Here is a 24012-nt window from a genome sequence, read left to right as displayed (position 1 = left end):
TGGAGGATGTTATGAATTATGGAAGAAAAGGTATCAGAGATCAGCAACATAAACTGACCTCATCTACCACAAAGTGGGGAAAGAAATTTTCCCTCATATCCTTTGAGCTGATAATCATGCTGATCATCGGTATCGTTGTTATCGGCGTGTGCGCAGGAATCGGTGTTTTCAGAGGAATAATCGATTCTGCTCCAGACATAGGTAACATAAGCGTCACACCCAGAGGTTATTCAACCTTCGTCTATGACACAGAGGGTAATCAGACTGCCAAGCTGGTATCAACCGATTCAAACCGAATCCCTGTCAGCTGGGACATGATTCCTGAAAATCTGGCTCATGCTTTCGTAGCTATCGAGGATAGACGTTTTTACACTCACAATGGTATCGATATTGAAGGTATCATCAGAGCTGCAGTAATAGGTATAACAAGCAAGGACCTGACACAGGGTGCCAGTACCATAACCCAGCAGCTTCTTAAGAACAACGTCTTTACAGGTTGGACAAGTGAAAACTCTGATATTGCCAAGATAAAGCGTAAGATTCAGGAGCAGTACCTTGCTCTTCAGCTTGAGAAGACTATGACCAAGGAGGATATCCTTCTTAATTACTTAAATACCATCAACCTGGGAAGCAACACCCTTGGAGTTCAGGCTGCTTCACTCCGCTACTTTAATAAGCCGGTAACCAACCTGACACTTTCAGAATGTGCTGTTATCGCAGGCATCACCCAGAACCCCAGCAGATATAATCCTATCACTCACCCGGACAATAATGCCAAGAGACGTGAAAAGGTTCTTAATGACATGCTGGAGCAGGGATACATCACTCAGCTTGAATATGATGAAGCCATAAATGATGATGTTTATGCCAGAATCCAGGTAGTTGACCAGGAGACAACCGACAACAACATCAACTCATATTTTGTGGATGCACTTACAAATCAGCTGATCGACGATCTCATTGATGCAGGTTATAACGAAACACAGGCCTACACACTGCTCTACAGCGGCGGTCTTAAAATCTACTCAACTCAGGATCCTCACATCCAGTCAATCTGTGATGAAATATATTCAGATGAGTCCAATTATCCTGAAGGCACCAAGTACCTTCTTGATTACGCACTTACAACTGTGGATTCTGAAGGAAATAAGAATAACTACAGCTCTGAGATGATGAAGAGCTATTTCCAGCAGGAGACAAAGAGCTTCAACATGCTGTTTAACTCCAGGGAGGACGCAGAGGCAGCCATTGAAGAATATAAGGCTGCAGTTGTTGGCTCCGACACTGTGGAAGGTGAATCTGTCAACCTGACTCCTCAGCCTCAGGTATCACTCACAGTAGAGGATCACAAGCAGGGTTATGTTGTAGCCATGGTAGGCGGAAGAGGAAGCAAGACAGCTTCAAGAACCTTAAACCGCGCAACGGATACCGTTCGTCAGCCCGGTTCTACCTTCAAGGTTCTTTCAACCTATGCTCCCGCCCTCGACAGTGCAGGACTTACACTTGCTACCGTATTTAACGACGCACCTTTCAATTATCCGGATGGTCGTCCTGTTAACAACTGGTACGGAGAATCCTACAGAGGTCTTACTACAATAAGAACTGCTATTAAGGATTCCATGAACATCATAGCTGTTAAGACTATGACACTCATAACTCCGCAGCTGGCATTCGATTACCTGAAGAATTTCGGTTTCACAACCCTTGCTGAAAATGAAGAGATAAACGGCAAGATTTTTACAGATGTACAGCTTCCTACTGCTCTTGGCGGTCTTACACACGGTGTTACAAACATGGAGCTTAACGCAGCTTACGCTGCCATCGCAAACGGCGGGCTTTACATTAAGCCCAAGCTTTACACAAAAGTCGTAGATCATGAAGGTAATACAATTCTTGATAACACTAAGATGGAATCCACAAGAATCCTTAAGGAATCAACAGCCTACCTTCTTACAAGTGCCATGACCGATGTAGTAACAAGCGGAACAGGTACTGCTGTTAATTTCGGAACAACTGCCATTGCAGGAAAAACAGGAACCACATCTGATGAAAACGATGTATGGTTTGCAGGATATTCCACATACTACACTGCAACAACCTGGGCAGGCTATGACAACAACGTTGACCTTACAACCAAGGATGAACAGAGACTTGCAAAAACCATGTGGCGTGCAGTCATGTCAAAGATACATGAGAATCTGCCATCCACAACCTTTGAAAAACCGGCTTCCGTAATATCAGCCACTGTCTGCTCAAGGTCAGGAAAACTGCCAATCGGCGGACTTTGTGATGGAACACACCTCACAGAATATTTCGAGGAAGGTACAGTTCCGACAGACAGCTGTAACGTACACTACGCAGGAACAATATGTCAGTCAGACAGATATCCTGCATCAGAGCAGTGTCCGTTCAAGATTACCGGTGTATTTGAGCTGGTACCGCCTGAACCAGCAGCACTTCAGGCTCAGTCAAAACAGTCAACTACAGCGAATGGATTCACCACTACTGTTGACGAAGCAGGTAATACGATTGTTACTCCTGCCGCTACCTGTCATCACACTCCTGAGTTTATGGCTCAGCCCAATATCCAGGAGATACTTGCTCAGGAGACATCACTTATCCAGCAGGGTATTGTAAATACTCAGTATCAACCGACACCAAATACTACTCCTGCACTTGATGTCACACCGGCACCTGCTACAGAACAGGCTCCCGCTGCAGAGCAGAATGCTGCACCAGCTGCTGATACTAATCCGGCTCCTGCTGAACAGCAGAACGCTGCAGATGCTAATCCGGCTCCTGCTGTGGAACAGACTCCGGCTCAGGAAGTCCAGCCTGCACAGGAAGCTGCTCCTGCTGAACAACCGGCAGCTGAGGCTCCTCCGGCAGAGGAAGATGACGAAGAAGAGGACGACGAGTAGTAATAACGTCCATATAAAATTTATGGTATAATCCCCTTGAGTACCTGGCAGGATTCTGCCTGGTACAGCATCTTGAAATCAGTCAGGTTATTTCAGCGATGCTGTACCGGTTCTCAGGGGATTTTTTTATACAAGTCCGCTGAGAAACTTCACTGGTGCTCTACTCAATTAAAAGGGGCAATTTCTCAATGGACAAGACATCAAAAAAAAGAATAAATACTAACTCTATTTCCGGATACATAATCTTCTATTTAATTTACACTCTGCTATTTTTAGCATTATCATTTATCATCTATGGTCTGTTTTTCAGAAATGGTAAAATCCTTATCTCTCAGGGTGACACCTGGAGACAGCATCTAAAAGCTGCTGCTTACTATTCCAAATGGCTGCGCGGCGTCTTTTATCAGCTTTTTCATGAACACAGTTTATCTCTCCAGACCTTTGCATTTGGCATAGGCTATGGAAGTGACATGTACTCAACTCTTCAGTACTACGCGCTGGGCGATATTCTCAATCTTTTTTCAGCATTTGTAAAAACTGAATATATCCATATTTATTTTCAGGTAGTGATGATACTTCGAGCATACCTTGCCGGAATCACGTTTTCTTTGTATGCACGCTACCTCAATAGGGACCTCACATCTTCCGCACTTTTGACAGGTATGTTCACCTATAGTTTCGGTTCCTATTTTATGTACCTTGGACTGTGGCATCCATTCTTTGCCAATCCGCTTATTTACCTTCCACTGGTTCTTCTTGGTGCAGAGAAAATCCTTAAGGAAAACAAGCCTGTGTTTTTTGCTGTTTCAGTATTTCTCGCAGGCACTAACAACTTTTACTTTTTCTACATAATCGTACTTCTGACTATTATTTATGTCGCTGTAAGACTCCTGTTTATTCATTTTGGAACTCATAAAAAGGGAGCTCTTAAAACCATACTCACTTTTTTTGCCTATGGAATAATCGGTACACTGATGAGCATGTTCATTCTTCTCCCCGTACTTTTGGCTTTCCCGAACAATCCGAGAGCTGCATCAGGAATCACTATTCCGCTTCTCTATTCCGCTGATTATTACAAGGAGCTTATCAAAAACGTGTACTCCTTTGTGTATCATGGTCAGAACGATACACAGCTGGGCTTTACTCCCATGTTTGTTATAGCTGCAATATTCCTTGTGATCAGAAGCATCTATCACCTGGTAAAATCAGCAATTGATATAAACAGGAAAAAGAAAGAATTACTTAAGGACGCAAAAAATGACGGTCCAACCGGCATTTTCATCGCCTGGAAGGATTCTCCCGAGTACAGACATAAACTGTCACTTTACCAGGAGTGCGTGTTTCTTATCCTAATGTCCCTGTTCCTGTGCCTTCCTTATGTAGGCTACACCTTTGCTGCTTTTTCCTATGCTGTGAACAGATGGGCTTTTGCCTGCGCATTATTTGCAGGAGTGGTAACTGCTGAATTTGTAGATTTCATCTCAAGAAGAATCGCGAACTACATATGTGGCAAGAATATCAATCTGACAGCCTATATCGCCAATATCTTTGGTGTACTTATATTCATAGTCACTGCCGGCATGATTATTAAAAACGGTCGCTTTGCATACTCACCTGATCAGGGAAATATGATCAGAGATTACATGGATAGTACTGAAGATATATCTACCCAGTTGCAGAGTACCGAGGTACAGGTTGTAGAAGAAAACGCTGCACAGTCCGGTCTTGATCCAATAAGTGATTTCTATCGTTATTCTGGCCGTGACCTTGTATGGAATGCCGCCATGCTGGATGGTATTTCTTCTACCCAGTTTTTCTTCAGTCTTGCTGACAAAAGTGTATCCGAATACTTTAAACTCATGGCAAACAACGACCAGCAGAGCTTTGCTTATTATGCCCTGGATGACCGCGCAATACTGAATTCCATAGCCGGTGTACGCTTCTATTCACTTCGTTATAACACTCCGGACCAGCAGGCATTTGTGCCCTATGGCTATGTGCCTTCCTACGAGAAATACAATTTCGGAATTTATGAGAATCCTGAAGCCCTGCCTCTTGGTTTTACTTATAACAATGCCATATCCGAAACTGAATTTAATGATATGACTCCAATCCAAAGAGAAGAAGCACTGTTATATGGAGCAGTTCTGTCTGATAAAGAGGCTGCAAAATATCCTGAGGCTGAGACAGTATTTACTTCAAACAGCATTCCTTATGAAATTTCCTTTGATGGAGATATTAAGGAAAAGAATGGCGGTTATAAAGCCGATGCCGGCTCATCCGTAATTCTGAGCTTTAACGGCAGCAAAGAAGCTGAAACTCTTCTTTACTTAAAAAATCTGAACATAAAGAGCAAAAATGATGTACCAAGAATTACCGTAAGCTCACAGCTTTCAGATGGTACTCAGGTTGTTAAGAACATTGACTACAAGACAGAAAACTCCTGGTATTATTCAGGTTGGCATGATTATATAGTTAATCTTGGTTACTCTGCAGATGCCAAAAATCAGATAACCATAACCTTCAATGACAAGGGCACCTATAAATTCGATGAAATGACGGTTTACAACAGATCTCTTTCAACAATGCATGAAAGGCTTGCATCATTAAAAGAGCATACTCTCACAAATGTAGACCTGCATAAGAACCCTATATCTTTTGCCACCAATAGAATAACAGGCAGCATAGATACAAAAGACTCAGAGATTCTTTTCCTCTCTATCCCTTACACAAGCGGATGGAGCGCATATGTTGATGGCAAGAAAGCAGATCTCCTTAGGGCAGACACAATGTTCAGCGCTATTTCCCTGGAGGCCGGACATCACGATATTACGCTTAAATATCACACTCCCGGACTGCTGGCAGGTTTTATACTGAGCATTTTAGGGATAATTCTTCTTGTAATGTCCAGAAAGTTTTATTCTGAAAGGAATACAGATGTTAACACTAACTGAACTATGTACAGCGCTGTCGATTTCGACCGCGACCGGCAGAAACTGGATAAAGCTTGGAAAGCTGAAGCCTGAAGGCAAAAAAGGCCGCTCCTATGTTTTTTCAGAGAGCTACCTGAAAGCCTTGAAGGATGACCTTAACAGTGGAAAGATCAAATCCTTAAAAAGCAGACGAAACAAAAGCTTTGTTTCTGGAAATCTTTTATACAGTGATTACATTACAGAAGGTTCACCAAACCTTCCTCTTATAGAGACGATCATAAATGCTGTTTCAGCTACGGAGGACGAAGCTGATGCAGCTTTCGTTTTACCGCTCATATTGGATGATAATCTCATTCGCTGTATTTTGGAAAGAAGTGCAGCAGGAATCCTCAAAAAGCGTGTTCCTGCGGACGAAATATATAAATATGATCCGCTTTTATCTGATCTTAGTGGAGCATCCTGTGATGAATTATCACCGGAAGCAAGTGGCAAACTGTCAGAGCTTTCTGATACCTTCTTAAGTTTTTCATATGTATCCGGAGAGGATACCCTTGGCCTTATCTATATATCCTTAAGACACCTTCAATCCAGAAAGAGCACCGGAGCCTACTACACTCCCGGCGCCATAGTCCAGAGGCTCTTAGGTCATCTTTTTGAGGCATCCTTTCTTACAGATGGTCAGAATAAAAAAATACTTGATCCCGGATGTGGAAGCGGGAACTTTCTCCTCTGTCTTCCACCCGGAGTTCCAGCTGAAAACCTTTACGGCTACGATATAGATGAAATAAGCGTACAGATTGCCAGACTGACACTGGCATTTAAATACAGACTTCCTGATATTACCTTTTGGAAAAAGCATATCGTCAAGTCTGATTTTTTGCATGCTGACAGATCCACCCAAAGCTTTGACGTAATCCTTGGCAATCCTCCCTGGGGAGCTTCATTTTCTTTAGAAGAAAAAAACTTCATAAGCGAAAAGTTCATATGTGGCAGAGAAAAATCCGTTGACTCCTTTGACCTTTTTATAGAGCAGGGACTTAATCTGCTGGAAGAAGGCGGGATGCTCTCCTATGTTCTTCCGGAGTCAGTCCTTCTTGTAAAATCTCATACCCCGGCAAGAAAAGAATTAGTAGAAAGATCCAGCCTTTCGCATCTTGAATACCTTGGGGATGTGTTCAATCATGTGCAGTGCCCTTCAATCATCCTGCAGGTAGAGAAAAAGTCTAATGCAGAAGTCGGATTTTTAAGCTCTAATCCCACCATTTACGATAATGAGATTACCTATAACATCATGACTGAAAGGGAGATATCCACCTACAGTTTCAATTTCCTCATGCCTGATGAAGAGTACGCTCTGCTTCAGTCGATTTCCACTTTACCCGGAGCCAGAACACTGCAGGGTAACGCTGAATTCGCTCTCGGAATTGTAACAGGTGCCAACAAGGAAATGCTTCAATCACGAAAGAGCCCAAAGAACGAAATAATACTTAAGGGAACCGATATCTTTAAATATGCTTTTCACGTTCCAAAGTGCTACATAAATTTTGTCCCTGAAAAATGTCAGCAGGTGGCACCGATTGAGTTGTATCGTGCTCCCCAAAAACTGCTTTACCGTTTTATCGGAGGTCGTCTTGTCTTCGCCTATGATGATAATAAAACGTTGTCTCTCAACAGTTGTAATATCGTAATTCCGAACATTGATGGCCTGGACATAAAATACATTTTGGCTGTCCTGAACAGCAGCGTTGCCGACTACTTTTTCAGGAAAAAATTCCGCTCAGTAAAAGTATTGAGATCTCATATAGAACAGATTCCGATTCCTTATGCTGATGATAATATACAGCGCGATATAGTTTCTAAAATAGATAGAATAATTAGACTTAACAATCAGTATTCAGAAGTAAAAGTTTCCGAGCGCATCAGCTGCTCCAATGAGATAAAAAAACTTCACTCCGACATCGATAATATATGCTTTAAACTGTATAACCTTTCAAATAAAAACATACATCTTATAAAACAAACGATAAGTGATGAAAACTTGTTTCTTCCCATATAGCATTTACGAAATTTCGTGTTATAATTGAAGCAATCTTCTCTTAATGCAAATCACGATTTTACTTTTTTATGAGGTTATGTATGGGTGACAGAATTGAGAAATTAAAAACCATATCCCTTGAGGAACATGCGGATCAGTTGTTTGATAAGATCATCAACACAACTCAGGACTGCATTTTCTGGAAGGATACTCAGCGAAGATTTGTCGGGGTAAATCAGGCATTCCTTGATTATTACGGCTTTGATTCAGTTGACTGTGTACTGGGAAAAACTGATGAAGATATGGGATGGCATCCTGATCCGGTGCCATTTATGAATGATGAGTTAAGAGTACTTCAGGGTATAAGCACACACAATGTCCATGGTCAGTGCATAGTAAAGGGCGAAGTCCGTGAAATAATCGCCTCCAAAACTCCCATATATGATGACGGTGCAATAATCGGCTTTGTCGGTTCATTCATGGATGTAACCGAGGAACAGGAACGTATCGCCAAAATTGAACGCCTCAACAAGTTGAATGATAAGCTTCTTGAAAACGAAAAAAAAGCAAACAGAAGAATGTCGGAGTTTTTATCCCGCATGAGTAATGAGATAAAAAATCCCATGAAATCAATCTCAGCTCTTTCTTACCTTGGCATGACCCAGGAAAACATTGATGTACTAAGAAGTGATATGCGTAAAATATACACTTCCAGTCACTATTTATCCAGGCTTATGAGTGACATCCTGGACATAAACAGTATCGATGGAGGGAATCTCAGTCTTGATCCCCAGCGAACCTCTCTCGATGACGTGGTTGATGGAATAGAGAATATTACCATGGCTCTTGCCGGTGATAAAAATATCGATGTGATAATAAATAGAAACTACAGAGCCAATCCCCAGATTGTCTGCGATATTGGAAGAACACAGCAGATGGTCAACAACCTCACATCAAATGCAGTAAAATTCAGTGAGCGTGACAGCACGATTGAGATCACGGTCAATTCCAAGCGTATAGATGACACTTATAAAATAAGTTTTACCGTTAAGGATGAAGGTTGCGGAATCAGTGCGTCCTTCATGCCGAGCCTTTTCAGGACCTTTTCACAGGAGAAAAGAAATCCCAGTAAGTACGGTACAGGAACCGGACTTGGCTTGTCAGTATCAAAGCGACTTGCCGGCATGATGAGGGGTGATATCACGGCAGAGAGCGAGGAAGGACTAGGTAGTGTATTCACGGCAACTATTATACTTGATGCTGCACCACTGGACTATCAGATTTGATACCTCTACACTAATGCTCTGCTCAAACAAAAAAAGTGCCATAGGCACTTTTTTTAGTTATTTAAGTTTGATAAGAACTGCTTTGTTCTTTCTTCTTTAGGATTATTTATCACCTGCTCTGCAGGTCCCTTTTCCAGGATAATTCCTTTATCCATGAAGATTACCTCATCTGCAACATCTCTTGCAAATGCCATTTCATGAGTAACAATTATCATGGTCGTCTTTTTCTCTGCAAGATTCCTGATTACTCTAAGAACCTCCCCTGTGAGCTCAGGATCCAGTGCAGAAGTCGGTTCGTCAAAGCAAAGGATATCAGGTTTTAAAGCCAGTGCTCTTGCAATTGCAACTCTCTGCTGCTGACCACCTGATAATTGGTGCGGATATTGATTCACTCTGTCTGCAAGTCCCATCTGATCAAGAAGATCCATGCCCATATCCGTAAGCTCCTGTTCGCTTCTTCCATCCTTCAGAAGCCTTGGTGCAAGTATTACATTTTCCAAAGCAGTGTACTGAGGGAATAAATTGAACTGTTGAAAAACCAGACCAAAATGGAGTCTTCTCTCACGAAGCTGCTTAGGATTTTCAGGAGGCATTGACGCATCAAATATTTTTTCACCCTTTACAACTATTGTACCTTCATCCGGTCTTTCGAGAAAATTAAGGCACCTTAGAAATGTAGTCTTTCCACTTCCCGATGAACCGATTATGGAAATCGCCTGTCCTTCCTCCATGCTGAAGGATATTCCATTTAGAATATTATAATGATCGAATTTCTTTTTTATATTATTAACTTCAAGTATCGGCATAATTCCTACCTTTATTCAAATAAATCAGCGCTTGCTCAGCTATCACCGGTCTCCATCAGCTATTGATGACAATACTGTAAATATCAAACATCTACATCAGGTAAATATTATCTGAAATAGCTGAGCTTTTTCTCAATGTATCCAAACAGAAGTGTCAGCAATCCGCTAAACAGCAGGTAAAATAAACCTGTGTAAAAGAGCGGCCATATAATACCACTGCTCTTGATAAATGCCTGACCATTCCATATGATCTCATAAACGGCTATTACTCTGGCAAGTGATGTATCCTTTACAAGCGTGATAACTTCATTTGAAATGGGAGGTACAATGCGCTTTATAACCTGGAGTAAAACAACCTTAAAGAAAATCTGCTGTCTGGTCAGTCCGAGTACTTTACCTGCCTCATATTGTCCTACAGGAATTGATTGTATTCCACCTCTGAATATCTCAGAAAAATAGCAGGCATAGTTAAATACAAACGCAAAAAGCGCCGCTAAAAATCTTCCGTTTCCTCCTGATCCCCATATATTATTTCCAAGGAATATACCCGGTCCATAATAGATGATCAGAAGCTGCAACATAAGCGGCGTTCCTCTAACTACCCATATAATGAATCTTATTGGAATATGTACTATAGGTGTTTTATTCATTGAGCCGAGACTGATGACCAGTCCCAGCGGCAATGAAAATAAAAGTGTAAGTGTAAAAAGCTTAAGTGTTCCAAGAAATCCCTCAAGAAGGGAGATGGTAACAGTCCAAAACATAAGTATGCGTACCTCAAATTTATCAATTATACTCTCTATTAAACGTCAGATATATCTGACGCTTAAGATAATTATCTATTTATAACCGCATCCTGTACGCCATAGGTCTTGGCTATTTCAAGGATACTTCCGTCAGCGCTCATAGCGTTTAACTGATCGTCTATGTAAGCAGCAAGATCTGAGCCTTTTCTGCATCCAATACCATATTCTTCGGTAGTAAGTTCAACAGTGTGTGTAAGATCAGGATAGCTTGTACCCTCTCCGATCATTGCACCTGCCATAAGAAGATCGATAATGCATGCGCCTGATGTTCCTGCCTGAACCTCCATAAGAGCATCTGCCTGAGAAGTTACTGATATGAAATCATAACCATTATCTGTTGCTGCCTGCTCTCCTGCAGATCCGGCCTCTACAGCATAGCTTAAAGCAGCTGCATCATCAGTAGATTTGATGGTATCTGCAATATCGGAAGGAACAACTACAACCTGTGCATTATTGAGATATGGCTGTGTGCACTCCATGGAATTAGTAACTTCGTTTGTAAGTGTCATACCGTTCCATACTACGTCGATTGACTTGTTCTCAAGCTCAAGAATCTTGTTGTCCCAGTCTATCTCAACAAACTCAACATCTACACCAAGTGACTCAGCAACTTTCTTTGCAAGGTCAGCATCATATCCGATCCATTCACCATTGTCATCCTTGTAGTCCATAGGAGCAAAATCTGTGATTCCTACGATAAGCTTACCTTTGCCTTTGATATACTCGATATCGGAATCTGCTGCAGCTTCTTCACTTGTTTCGGCACTATCTTCTGAGCTTTCCTCTGCATCATTTGCAGAAGCTTCTTCAGTTGAAGTCTCTGCTGTAGCTGTGTCAGCATTTGCTTTTTCTTCTGTCTGTCCGCATGCTGTCATTGATACTGTCATAGCAGCTGCAAGAATACCTGCCATAATCTTTCTTTTCATAATAAATTATCCTCCTCGTCTTTACTCTCTTAATTAAATTAAAAAAGTAGCATTCATATGTCACAATATTAATGTGTTCGTGAATTTACAGTTTCATTCTTTACCACTTTATCACACTAAAATCTTTTGTGCAACAAATCTCTTGTCTCTTCACCATTTTTACTTCAAACAATCTGACTGTTCACACCTTACGGTGCTCACAGCAACTGGATTTGCCCATTCCAGTTGCCTTCGGCAAAGGGGCAAATCCTATATTCAAGACGTAGAACATTCTCACGCTCAGCGCAGCAAGTGCGCAGAGCTGTCTGAACAGTAACCAAATAATCTAATCACACTTCACGGACCGGTTTAGTTATGTTTTTCCTTATTAAAACAGTGCACTACAAACATTGCTCATATATCTTAGCGCCTGTATAATATTTTCAGCCTACAACAATTATCTAACGAGGAATTAATATATGAATAAAAAGAAAATATTAAAGCTACTTATAATTCACTCTCTTCTTATAATTATTATCCTTTCCTATTGTAGAGTTGATTCATATGCAGCAGCAAAAAAATTCAAGTACAGCTACGGAGTTTTTCTTTCATGTAATTCCGGCAAAAGCACCTTCAAAAAATTCAAGAACTACAAAACAATTATTCTTGATGTCCAGAATGATTTTTCTGAAAATGATATAAAAAAACTTAAAAAAGAAGGCCACATCGTGTACAGTTACCTCAATATCGGGTCTGTCGAAAAATACAGGGATTATTACAATTCCTACAAAGATATCACTCTCGATGTCTATGAAAACTGGCCCGATGAGAGGTGGGTGGATGTATCTTCTGAGAAATGGCAGAAATTTATTTTAGAAGATCTCTCCTCTCAAATTGCAAATACCGGAGTTGACGGATTTTTCATTGATAACGTTGATGTATATTATCAGTATCATAATGAGAATATTTATTCAGGTGTTGAAACCATTCTCAAAGGTCTGAAGAAAAAGGGAAAAGTAATCATAAACGGAGGCGACACCTTTGTTACCGAGTATTATGACAGAAACAAAAGCCTTGATGCTATTCTGGATGGCATTAATCAGGAATCGGTTTTTTCAAAAATCATAGATTATGACAAAAATGAGTTTGGACAAAACAATTCATCTGACATCAAGTATTTCAAAAAATACTTAAAGCTCCTAAAAAAAGAGAAAAAGAATTGTTACCTTCTTGAATACACAAAGGACAAAAAGCTTAAAACCAAAATCAAAAAATACTGTAAAAAGCATGGATACAAGTACTACATTTCAGAAAATCTCAATCTGTCATAAGTAAAAACAAAAGCAATAATTCAAAGGAGATATCATTTGAGCACACAGGATTTTATTATAAAAAAATACGAATCGATCACAAAAACATTAATTAGTAAGCACCTCACCATAACCACCATGGAGAGCTGCACTGCTGGAATGATTGCTAATCTTTTGACCGACACTGAAGGATCCTCCGCCATACTTAAGGGGGCATATATCACATATAGTAATGAAGCAAAAATTCTTCAGGGAGTACCTGAAAATATAATAAATGAATATGGCGTCTATTCGATTGAAACCGCAACTCACATGGCAAATGCCTGCAAGAAAAGCCTCGGCGCAGATATAGGAATAGGTGTAACAGGGACCATGGGAAATATCGACCCTAATAACGCAGACAGCGTCCCAGGTGAAATATATGCATCTATCAATATTGCAGATAAGGTTCATGCTTTCAGTTTTCAAATAACCGAAGCACTTCCCACAAGACATGACTACAAATTATATGTAGCAGATAAAATTGCAGATAAACTCCTCACGTTAATATGATACAATATTGTTGAAACTATTTATAATTTTTCAAGAAAGGAGCATTCGGTTTTTCGAATAAAATATTATGGATACAAAGATAATTTTTGAGATAATTGGTTATATCGGTTCCGCTCTTGTTCTTATTTCTTTCATGATGGTGTCTGTTTACAAGCTTAGAATTGTAAACACCCTGGGCAGCCTTTTCTGTGTGATTTATGGATTTCTTATAGGCGCATTCCCCACTGTTGTCATGAACCTGGCTCTTGTGGCTATAAATGTCTATTACCTTATCAAGATGATGAATACTGAGAAGAACTACGATATGATAAGAGTTTCCGAAGACGATGGCCTGACTAAATATACTATAGATTTATATAAGGATGATATTTCAAAATGTTTCCCGGGAATATCAATGGACTTTTCCGGAGCAAATGCCGCTTTTGTTGTATGTCATAACGGCAAACCGGTTGGAATCACACTTGGCATTCTTAAGGATCACATACTTGATATCAAACTTGACTACTCTATTCCTGAATACAGAGATTTTTCAATCGGTAATTTCCTGATGGATAATCTTATACATGAAAATATTGATAAGCTGATCTACAGAGGTTCAGATGAATATCACAAGGCTTATCTGAAAAAGACCGGATTTGTAAAAACCGGCGATCACTATGAACGAACTCTGTAATTATCCATAAAAATAATAAAAGTATTGTAAAGCGACCTCCAAAACTCTTTGGAGGTCGCTTCTAATATAGGATTCTTCATCTGACTCCCTTTAGTATAGCTTCAAAGCTCTCAGCGTTCATAGGCCTTCCATAAAAATAACCCTGATGCTGATAAATCCCCAGCTCCTTCATGCTTTCTGACTGTTCCTTATTCTCTATTCCGACAGCAGTTATCACGATTCCCATTTGTTCTGCAAAGGCCATAATCGCATTTATAAGCACCTTTGCCTTTGTATCATTCTCAGCCTCCTTAACCAATGATCTGGAAAGCTTAAGTCCGTAAAAATCACAGTCATGTATATATGAAAGGTTGATATCTCCGCCTCCAAAATCATTAAGAGACAGCATATATCCCTCTTCATGCAGTTCCTTCATGGCATGCTTTGCAGAGCTGGCAGCCCCCATAATAACAGCATTCGAGACATCAAGTGTCACCATGGAAGGCGAAAACTCAAGCAGCTCTGTTGCTCTTTTCAAAGCAGAAGCATATTCTTCATCTATTAGCTGCAGCGGCGAAAGATTTATGGTCAATGAAATCGCCTTATTGTAGTTTTTATTCCATTTTGAAATCTGATTCAGCGCTGTATATATGATCCAAATTCCAAGCTTACTCATAAATCCGCATTCTTCTGCCACGGGAATTATCTCTGATGGTGATATATCCTCCATCACACCCTTTAAATGAGGAAATACTTCTGCACCGATGATTTCTCCCGTTTTTATATTCACCTGAGGCTGATAGTACAGAATAAAATCTCCCTCAGGAGTTGCAGTTCTTAGCCGCTCTTCAATAGCAGCCTTAGCTGAAATAAGCGTTATAAGGCCGCTGTTAAAATATTTATAACCATCCTTATGTCCGCTCTGCTTTACAGAATACATGGCAGTATCTGCATACTGAAGAAGATCTTCTATAACTACTGAATCCTGCGGGTATATTGAAATTCCAATGCTGGCTGACAAATTGAAAACATAAGTATCCTGTCTTACCGGTGTATTGAAAAGTGTTTGTAGCTTTTCCGCAATAGAATTCAGATTTTCAACCTTCTCTCCAATCCTGTAGAAGATCAAAAACTCATCTCCGCCCATCCTGAAGGACGTATATTCATCCGGCAGCTCTCTCATACGGTTCCCGAATTCTTCCAGGACCTTATCTCCCATCTCATGACCGTATGTATCATTTATAGGTTTAAAGAGATTTAAATCAATTACAAAAAGAGCAAACTTCTTACCTGTATTCTTATATTTAATAACGATATCATCCAGGAAAATTCCCGCATACCACCTGTTGTAAAGACCTGTGAGCATATCTGTGGAAGAGAGCAGTTCAAGCTTTTTATTTACCTCAATAAGATTTTTAGTCTGCTCCTCAACCTTTTCCTCAAGAATAATATTCTGCTTTTTTTCTTTATCCAAAAGCTCATCAGTAAGGCTGTCTGTCCTTAAAATATATGTCATTATCATATATGCCATCAGCACTATTACTATATAGTTGGCTTCCGTATAAGAAAGATATTCATAATATGCTGCAAATCCTGTAATAATCAAAACCACAGCCGAAATAAGGACCCTTAACCTCGTAGATTTCTCAGTATAGTCCCAGTGTTGAAATTCAAAATAGTATTTCTTGTGAACCTGTATTGCTATTCCCATCGTCATTACGATAAGTGTCAGCATATAAACCAGGTCTTCAAAATAGTTTTCCGGATCTTTTCCTATGGCTACCAGATAGATATATTGAATATCCATCAGCTCATAGATCAGCATGGCAATTGTGGTAAGAAGCGTGCCTCTTTTTATATTCTCCTCTCCCACCAGGTAGAAAGTCTGTACTCCCATCATCACAACAAAGAAAGCAAGGAAAATAAATAGCAGATAATGAACCTGGGCAGAAGTCTCAATACTCCCAACTGCTGCAGAGAAAAATTTGTATATGAGCACATAACCAACTATAGATACGGCAAAACAATTAGAAAACAGATGTGAAATATCACGTTTTCTGCCTTTTAATTTATAGAGCATAAACGTGGTTTCATTAAGTGCAAAAAACACGCTTGGCATCAGGTATATTATTCCCCATATAAAATAAAAAGCTTCAATATTTGCAACAAAATGATTAACGAATCGATAGATATATCCTAATGCAATGCACAAAAAACCCAGCCCCATGCAAGTTGTAGAAAACTTATGCGGCCCAAGATATTTAATATAGGACATCAGACCAGTGAATATCAAAAGCACCGTTACTATTGCCATCAGCTCTGTTACGAATTGACTGCCTATAAACGTTGCTATAATTGTAATCAAATAAGATAATGCACATATGCCAATTAAGACTTTCCGTTTATTACTCATAAGCACATCCCTCTACTTATCATATTATCATAATATATTTCACGTAATAATAATCTTTTTATAAACATAGATAGTAAAAATTATTAATTCCCCTTTCGCTTGCGATAACTTTTTCTTATGCGAAAAAACGTCATTTTTGTTTGCGCAATAAAAAAAAGTGGTATATTATATCACCTATAAATAAAGTCGCTCTTAACAAGAGAGGCTAAGAGGAGGAAAATATTATGAAAAAGAAGTTACTTAGTATTGTTTTATCAAGCACTCTGACATTAGGCGTTCTTGCAGGTTGCGGTGGTTCTACAAGCAGCGCAGATTCAGCTGCTGAAGCATCTACAGAAACTGCGGCTGCTGAAGAATCTACAGAAGATACTGCTGCAGAAGCTGAGTCCACAGAAGCTGAAGCTGAAGAAGCTGAGGAATCAGAAGCAGCTGCTGAAGAGACAACAGAAGAAGCTGAAGAATCAAACGATGCAGAAGCTGTTACTCCTGAAGATGGAGATAACAAGATCACTGTTGGTGCAACACCCGTTCCTCACGCAGAGATCCTTGATAACATCCTGAAGGACGTTCTTGCAAAGGACGGCTGGGAACTTGAAACTGTAGTATTCAACGACTACGTACTTCCCAACACATCACTTGAAGAAGGCGAACTTGATGCCAACTATTTCCAGACACTTGGTTATATGAATCAGCAGAATGAAGATGCAGGCCTTCACCTCACAGCTGTAGCAGGCGTTCACATTGAACCCATGGGCATCTACTCAGAAAAATATGAGTCAATCGCTGATATCCCGGACGGTGCTTCAATCGGTATCCCGAACGATCCCGATAACGCAGAGCGCGGAATTGATCTTCTTGTTCAGAAGGGACTGCTTACATCAAAGGGCGACTATGGCACTGATGAAAACTATACAGAGGATTCACTTACAAATGATGCAGAAGCTAACCCTCACGGTTATGTAATCACACCTCTTGAGGCTGCTTCACTTCCTCTCTCACTGCCTGATCTTGATGCAGCTACAATCAATGGTAACTATGCTCTTGAAGCAGGTCTTCCGGATTCACATCCTGCACTTGATATCGAGGAATTCGATGATGAGACAACACTTAAGAGAACAAACTTCCTTGTTGTTAAGCAGGGCAATGAAGATTCAGCAAAGATCAAGGCTCTTGTAAATGCTCTTCAGTCAGATGAAGTTAAGGCTTACATCGAGGATACTTACAAAGGAGCTGTTATTCCTTCATTCACAGATGCTCAGTAATCTGTACGGAATATCTAAGCTGTCATATATGTGAGTATATCTGAATGCTTTAGACTTTTATGACTTCCTGAACGCAATGAGGAGAAAGCGTTCAAGAATCTATATCAGAATCCATACTCGCCGTAGTTTCGATTAATCCTTATCCGGCAGAATGATTTCGTTTCGCAGGATAAGAAAAGACCGTAATTATGGCGAGTTCTTTTTTTATAAGGTACTTAACAAAAGCAATTTATGATACAATGTCTTAGTGTGACTGTTAAATGCTTACACAATAAATCATATTAGTATTTTTAGGGATGATGAATAATGATTAAAATAGAGAACGTTACAAAATCCTTCGAAAACACAGATGTTTTAAAAGGAATTTCAATAGATATCGAAGATCATGAGATTTTTGGTATCATTGGTCAAAGTGGAGCCGGAAAATCTACCCTTCTTCGTTGTATAAACGGTCTTGAATCCTATGATTCCGGTTTTATCACAGTGGATGGTAAGGAAGTAAATTTACGTGATAAAAAGGCACTCCGCCAGCTTCAAAAAAGAATGGGCATGATTTTCCAGGGCTTTAATCTTCTTGAAAGACTAGATGTTTATCAGAACGTTGCTCTTCCGATGAAATTCTGGGGCATGAAAACCAATACCCCTGAAGCAAAAGAGAAAATCCTCAGACTGATAAAGCTTGTTGGTCTTGAGGAAAAGGTTCATGCTAAGCCAAGAGAATTGTCAGGCGGACAAAAACAGCGAGTAGCCATAGCAAGAGCTTTGGTTCTTGATCCGGAATTTCTTCTTTGTGATGAAGCCACAAGTGCACTTGATCCTGAAATCACGAAAGGCATTCTTGCCCTTCTTCAGAAAATAAATAAAGAAATGGGAATCACTATCATTGTTGTTACTCACCAGATGGAAGTTGTTAAACAAATCTGTAAAAAAGTAGCATTCCTTAGTAATGGTAAGGTTCTCTCAGTTGGTCAGCCTGAGAAGCTTTTCGTATGGCCCAAGGAAAGAGAAATAAGAGATTTCCTTAGAGAAGAGAGCGATAAGCTCCCTGAAACCGGACTTAATATCAAGCTCTTTTTCTATGGAGAGGGCAATCAGCGTCCTATCGTTACCATGATGAGCCGGGAGCTGAACAGAGATTTCAATATCTGCTGGGCAAAGCTTGAAGATTTCAGAGAGGATGTGTACGGTAGTCTCGTTCTCAACATTGATCCGGATGATCTTGACAGTGTATGCGGTTTTCTGGATAAGCATGATGTCACATGGGAGGTTATTAAGAAATGACAGATATTATATTAAAAGCTTTTAACCAGACGCTGTATATGGTTTTCTGGTCAACGCTTTTTTCAGTAATACTGGGATTTATTCCTGCAATTATATTGACGCTTACAGCGCCTGACGGACTAAAGCCCAACAAGATAGTTTATGAAATATTGAGTTTTATCGTAAATGTATTCAGAAGCTTTCCTTTTATTATTTTGCTGGTAATACTAATTCCGTTTACCAGAATGGTTGTTGGTAAGTCAATAGGAACCACTGCTTCAATTGTACCACTTACTATTTCAGCTATACCTTTTATAGCAAGAGTATTTGAGGGTGCGCTTCGTGAAACCAATCCCGGAGTTATAGAGGCGGCAAGATCCTTTGGAGCTTCCAATTTCCAGATACTCATGAGAGTTTATGTAAAAGAATCTATTCCGAGAATGCTAAATGGTATCATACTTCTCATAATATCTCTCATCGGATATTCCGCTATGGCAGGAACTGTAGGCGGCGGTGGTATCGGAGATATTGCCATCAGATACGGCTACCAGCAGTACAAGACCGATTACCTGATTGTATGCTCAATAATTTTGATTGCCTTTGTTCAGGCTATTCAGATGCTTGGTAACTTCATGTATAAAAAGATGTCGTAAAAACACTATAAAGGTATAAAAAAAATTCCCAAAAAAACAACCTCCAGAGTTTGCGCTAAACAGCTAACTCTGGAGGTTTGTTTTAGTTTTAAGTATCTTTATAAATCAATAATACATTTTTATACTAAGGACCACTTAACACCTTCGCGTGTATCCTTAATCTCAACACCTTTGGCAAGGAGCTCATCACGGATGGCATCAGCTGTTGCGAAGTCCTTCGCCTTCTTGGCTGCAGCTCTTCTCTCGATTGCATCCTTGATGAATGCTTCAAGCTCAGGATCGATATCAGCTGAATCATCAGCGAGCGCATGTCCGATAAGATCAAGTGAAAGAACCTTGTCAAAGCTGTCAACTACAGCGAGCTTAGTAGCTGCATTTGTATCTGCCTTGAGGATATCGTACAGAAGTGTGATAGCCATTGATGTATTAAGGTCATTGGATATTGCTTCTGCAAATTTATCTTCAAAGTCCTTCTTAACATCAGCGTCAATTGCATTGCTGCTTCTTACTGCTTCAAGGAATGCTGCCATACTCTCATTGTTTTCAGCATTATCCTTAGCGGACTTTTCGGCAGCTGCCTTGTAAGCATTGGCTGCAGCCTTGAGCTCATCATCAGAGTTAATGAGTGCTTCAACCTTTTTAACAAGGTTGTTGTAAGCAGTCACAGTGTTATCAAGCACATCAAAGGAGAATTCCAAAGGCTTTCTGTAATGTGACTGGAGGCAGAAGAATCTGTAAACCAGAGGATCATAGCCTTTTTCCTTGAGAACTGAAACTGTAAGTACAGCTCCCTTGGATTTACTCATTTTTCCTGCTCTGTCATTTAAGTGATTGGAGTGGAACCAGTATTTGCACCATCTGTGACCAAGATAACTCTCGGACTGTGCAATCTCATTGGTGTGGTGAGGGAAAATGTTATCAACACCGCCGCAGTGGATGTCGATGTACTCACCAAGGTGCTTCATGGAGATGCATGAGCACTCTATGTGCCAGCCGGGATAACCAACACCCCAGGGGCTGTCCCATTTAAGCGCCTGATCTTCAAACTTTGATTTTGTAAACCATAATACAAAGTCTGTCTTATTTCTCTTGGCAGTGTCCTCTTCTACATCGTCGCGGACACCTACTGCCAGCTGTTCCTTCTCTACAGCAGATGAGAACACATAGTAATCCTCAAGCTTACTGGTATCAAAATACACATTTCCACCGGCTACATATGCAAAGCCCTTCTCAAGAAGAACCTCAATCATATGGATGAATTCAGGGATGCAGTTTGTTGCAGGCTCTATTGTATCAGGTCTCTTATTGCCTACAGCGTCAAAATCCTTGAAGAAAGCCTTCGTATAAAAATCAGCGATCTCCATTACTGTCTTGTGCTCACGCTTAGCACCTGCAAGCATCTTATCTTCACCTGTGTCAGCATCTGATGAAAGATGTCCTACGTCGGTTATGTTCATAACACGATTAACTTCGTAACCGCAATATTCAAGAGCCTTGATCAGCGCATCCTGCATGATATATGTACGGATATTACCGATGTGAGCAAAGTGATAAACTGTAGGGCCACAGGTGTACATGGACACCTTGCCTTCTTCATTGGGAACAAACTCTTCAATTGTTCTTGAAAGAGTATTATAAAAGCTAAATTTACGGGCCATTTTTCTACTCCTTGAAAATAAGTATTTATAAATAATCTCATGGTGCTCGCAAGAAATAACTACTCTTGCATAGCTAAATAGATTTTGATTTATATGACTTTCCGAACGATAACAAGGAAAATCGTTCGGAAATCTGGCTTCGCCAGACACGCCCCTTGCTTCGCAAGGAACTGGTCCAATACGATTATCGAATTTCTGAAGAAATTCAATAATCTATGACTTCCTGAACGCAATAAGAAAAAGCGTTCAAGAATCTTATACGATAAACATCATTTGAAATTATATCAGAAAAGCTGCTATTTTTACAGTTTCCATGAAATTTTAACGTTATGAAATCAAAGCCTGTCACACTCTCTTCGCACATAAAGAAGCTTTCTATAACCTTCCTGGGATTCTCACAATGCCTTAATGACAACGTTTTTTCCAGAGAAGGCCATTCCAAGCTTCAATATATCACTAACACCTTCATCTTTCATCTCAGTAACATATTCTTTATCATCTATCTGCCTAAGCGCTTCATCTGCCAGTTTATTAAGTCCCTTTTCATCAAGACCCTTTTCATACTTTAGTTCCATTATGATCCCTGTCATTTTTTTATTTCTAGGTATAAGATTGACATCGTACCTTCCATAGCCTGATTCACGATTTGACTTTACCATATACTGATTGTCCATCATTGCAATAAGCCCAAGCATAAGTCCATGATAAAATCCCTCTGTTCCGGCATCAAAAAAACTTACTGACTTTAATACATATTCGCCTATAGACTTTTGAAGCTTATCTATATCATTTGAATAAAGACTCTCAGCAAACATATTTGAAGTAGCTTTACTAATAGCTCCTACATTCTGCAAATATGTAAGTATCTCACTTTTATATACTGCAGCTATTTCTCTGTTCGGGATAGCTACCTCGCAAAGGTAACTTCCATCTGCCTGCAATTCTTTCCCTTGCGTTTTCAGGTACCCAGCCACCAAAAGTATGCTATAAATATTTGCAGGATCATCCGACAAGGACCTGTAAACTGTAGTCTGATCTATCCTTGCGATAACTCTGTTGCCCTGCAGCAAAGAAAAGAGCTTCTCATTTATATCTTCAGAGGCCGTTTTCATCACGTCTTCAAGTATTTCATTTTTACCAGTGTTAACCCAATATGCCTGTGGTACACATTTCTTAGAAATATAACTGATTACAGACCATGGATTATATATTTCCTCATCGCCAAACTTATAGCCATCATACCATTCTTTTAACTCGCCTTCTTTATCTAATATTCCGTAATAATCCATCATTTTATGAATTTCTGGATAAGTAAATCCAAAAAATTCGTCATACTCAGCATCCAAAACAGAATTAACAGAAAGGTTATTCATTCCACTAAATATGCTTTCCTGTGCAATCCTCAATATGCCTGTGAGGAAACCATAAGAAAGATACTTATTGTCTTTAAAAGCTCCTGAGAAAAAAATACGCATAAAGCCGATAATTTCATCATAGAAGTTTTTGGAATATCCTTCCTGAATAGGTGTATCATACTCGTCTATTATTATTACAGGATTTATTTCATAATGTTTATAGAGCATTCTTGAAAGGTTTTCCAGTGCAGAAGAAAGCTCAACTTCATTTGCTTTGCCATTCATGACCTTATCAAAGTAAGCTATCTCAAAAGCAGCAAGCTTATCACTGCCTGCCAGTTCTGAATGTCTCGCAAATTCTGTCTGAAGAAGAGCGGATATCTTATTTATAGTTGCTTTCCAGGTATCGAACTTAACATCTTTGAACGTAAGAAAGATAACCGGATACTTACCCTGATGTTTAGTATAAGCTTCCCCACATTTCCAGATTGCCTTGTCTTTAAAATACACACTGGTATCATCTTGACTCATCTCAAAAAATACCCTTAGCATATCCATATTAAGTGTCTTACCAAATCTCCTTGGTCTGGTAAACAATGACACCAAAGGCTTATCATCCAAAAACTCTTTGATCATCAATGTTTTATCAACATAGTAGTACTCCGATTGAGCACGAATATAATCTGATATTCCGACAGGAAGGGGTTTTGGCTTTTTATTATGACTTTTTACATAATTACCGGAAGTAACCCTTCCATCTAGCGGTCTGACTGCATCATCCGGTATCTGCCATCTCTTTCCTTCCTTATAAGCACCTTCAATTTTCCCGTTCCTGCAGAAATTCAAAACAGTTCGTTCTGATATTCCCCAATCAGCTGCAATTTCTTTACTTGTTTTCATCATATATCCTCATAAAGTTTCGTTGCCTACACCATAAGTATAAAAATTATTCCGCAAGATATCAACCTTGTTTTGATATCTTGCGGAATATTGTCGTTACTGTTCACACCTTACGGTGCTCACAGCAACAGGATTTGCCCATTCCAGTTGCCTTCGGCAAAGGGGCAAATCCTATATTCAAGACGTAGAACATTCTCACGCTCAGCGCAGCAAGTGCGCAGAGCTGTCTGAACAGTAACATATTGTCATCTATCTTAAAAAATTGGTACCTGACATCATAATTAGAAAGTCATACATGAATCCAA

General features: G+C 39.8%; 16 protein-coding genes. 10 read left to right on the top strand and 6 right to left on the bottom strand.

Annotation, left to right across the window (positions count from 1 at the left end):
- Window positions 1–11 precede the first annotated feature (11 nt).
- The 4 genes from G622_RS22680 (at window position 12) to G622_RS0111700 (ending at window position 9175) form a co-directional block, all read left to right on the top strand.
- Window positions 12–2921: a transglycosylase domain-containing protein gene (locus G622_RS22680; protein WP_081675288.1), complete on the top strand. Its 2910-nt coding sequence runs from the start codon at window positions 12–14 to the stop codon at window positions 2919–2921.
- Window positions 2922–3109: 188 nt separating this feature from the next.
- Complete coding sequence (locus G622_RS0111710) at window positions 3110–5875, top strand: YfhO family protein (RefSeq protein WP_026510883.1); 2766 nt, start codon at window positions 3110–3112, stop codon at window positions 5873–5875.
- Window positions 5859–7910, top strand: a complete 2052-nt coding sequence (locus tag G622_RS22675; RefSeq protein WP_049945818.1) for a TaqI-like C-terminal specificity domain-containing protein — start codon at window positions 5859–5861, stop codon at window positions 7908–7910. Before G622_RS0111710 ends, G622_RS22675 begins: the two co-directional genes overlap by 17 nt.
- Before the next feature lie 80 nt (window positions 7911–7990).
- Entirely contained in the window at window positions 7991–9175 is a 1185-nt protein-coding gene (locus G622_RS0111700; RefSeq protein WP_026510882.1) for a PAS domain-containing sensor histidine kinase, read from the top strand.
- A gap of 53 nt (window positions 9176–9228) precedes the next feature.
- Here G622_RS0111700 and G622_RS0111695 read toward each other — a convergent pair whose 3' ends face one another.
- From G622_RS0111695 to G622_RS0111685, 3 genes are all read right to left on the bottom strand, one after another.
- Window positions 9229–9981, bottom strand: a complete 753-nt coding sequence (locus G622_RS0111695) for an amino acid ABC transporter ATP-binding protein (RefSeq protein ID WP_026510881.1) — start codon at window positions 9979–9981, stop codon at window positions 9229–9231.
- Between the two features lie 107 nt (window positions 9982–10088).
- Window positions 10089–10745 (bottom strand): amino acid ABC transporter permease, encoded by a 657-nt coding sequence (locus G622_RS0111690; RefSeq protein ID WP_155831471.1) that lies wholly within the window; start codon window positions 10743–10745, stop codon window positions 10089–10091.
- A 71-nt stretch (window positions 10746–10816) separates the two neighbouring features.
- On the bottom strand, window positions 10817–11713 hold the full coding sequence (locus tag G622_RS0111685) for a transporter substrate-binding domain-containing protein (protein ID WP_026510879.1): 897 nt from the start codon (window positions 11711–11713) through the stop codon (window positions 10817–10819).
- Window positions 11714–12171: 458 nt separating this feature from the next.
- Between G622_RS0111685 and G622_RS0111680 the strand changes: the two genes are divergently transcribed.
- From G622_RS0111680 to G622_RS0111670, 3 genes are all read left to right on the top strand, one after another.
- A complete protein-coding gene (locus G622_RS0111680) occupies window positions 12172–13023 on the top strand; it encodes an endo alpha-1,4 polygalactosaminidase (protein WP_026510878.1) in 852 nt (283 codons plus the stop codon).
- Between the two features lie 36 nt (window positions 13024–13059).
- Window positions 13060–13554 (top strand): CinA family protein, encoded by a 495-nt coding sequence (locus G622_RS0111675; RefSeq protein ID WP_155831470.1) that lies wholly within the window; start codon window positions 13060–13062, stop codon window positions 13552–13554.
- A 67-nt stretch (window positions 13555–13621) separates the two neighbouring features.
- On the top strand, window positions 13622–14227 hold the full coding sequence (locus G622_RS0111670) for a hypothetical protein (protein WP_044957547.1): 606 nt from the start codon (window positions 13622–13624) through the stop codon (window positions 14225–14227).
- A 76-nt stretch (window positions 14228–14303) separates the two neighbouring features.
- On the opposite strand, the gene G622_RS0111665 is transcribed toward G622_RS0111670, so the two are convergent.
- On the bottom strand, window positions 14304–16418 hold the full coding sequence (locus G622_RS0111665) for a putative bifunctional diguanylate cyclase/phosphodiesterase (protein ID WP_196814211.1): 2115 nt from the start codon (window positions 16416–16418) through the stop codon (window positions 14304–14306).
- Between the two features lie 425 nt (window positions 16419–16843).
- Here G622_RS0111665 and G622_RS0111660 point away from each other — a divergent pair, with 425 nt between their 5' ends.
- From G622_RS0111660 to G622_RS0111650, 3 genes are all read left to right on the top strand, one after another.
- Window positions 16844–17881, top strand: a complete 1038-nt coding sequence (locus tag G622_RS0111660) for a MetQ/NlpA family ABC transporter substrate-binding protein (protein ID WP_026510874.1) — start codon at window positions 16844–16846, stop codon at window positions 17879–17881.
- Window positions 17882–18187: 306 nt separating this feature from the next.
- The gene (locus tag G622_RS0111655) at window positions 18188–19162 is read left to right on the top strand and encodes a methionine ABC transporter ATP-binding protein (RefSeq protein ID WP_026510873.1); all 975 of its coding nucleotides are present in this window, start codon (window positions 18188–18190) and stop codon (window positions 19160–19162) included.
- Window positions 19159–19794, top strand: a complete 636-nt coding sequence (locus G622_RS0111650) for a methionine ABC transporter permease (protein ID WP_026510872.1) — start codon at window positions 19159–19161, stop codon at window positions 19792–19794. The genes G622_RS0111655 and G622_RS0111650 overlap by 4 nt, the downstream gene beginning before the upstream one ends.
- Before the next feature lie 119 nt (window positions 19795–19913).
- On the opposite strand, the gene cysS is transcribed toward G622_RS0111650, so the two are convergent.
- Complete coding sequence (gene cysS / locus G622_RS0111645) at window positions 19914–21452, bottom strand: cysteine--tRNA ligase (RefSeq protein ID WP_026510871.1); 1539 nt, start codon at window positions 21450–21452, stop codon at window positions 19914–19916.
- A 395-nt stretch (window positions 21453–21847) separates the two neighbouring features.
- Entirely contained in the window at window positions 21848–23707 is a 1860-nt protein-coding gene (locus tag G622_RS0111635) for an AAA family ATPase (protein ID WP_026510870.1), read from the bottom strand.
- Between the last annotated feature and the right edge of the window lie 305 nt (window positions 23708–24012).

This window comes from Butyrivibrio sp. LC3010 (assembly GCF_000424385.1).
Classification (GTDB): domain Bacteria; phylum Bacillota; class Clostridia; order Lachnospirales; family Lachnospiraceae; genus Butyrivibrio.
This window is presented reverse-complemented; position numbering and strand designations above follow the sequence as displayed.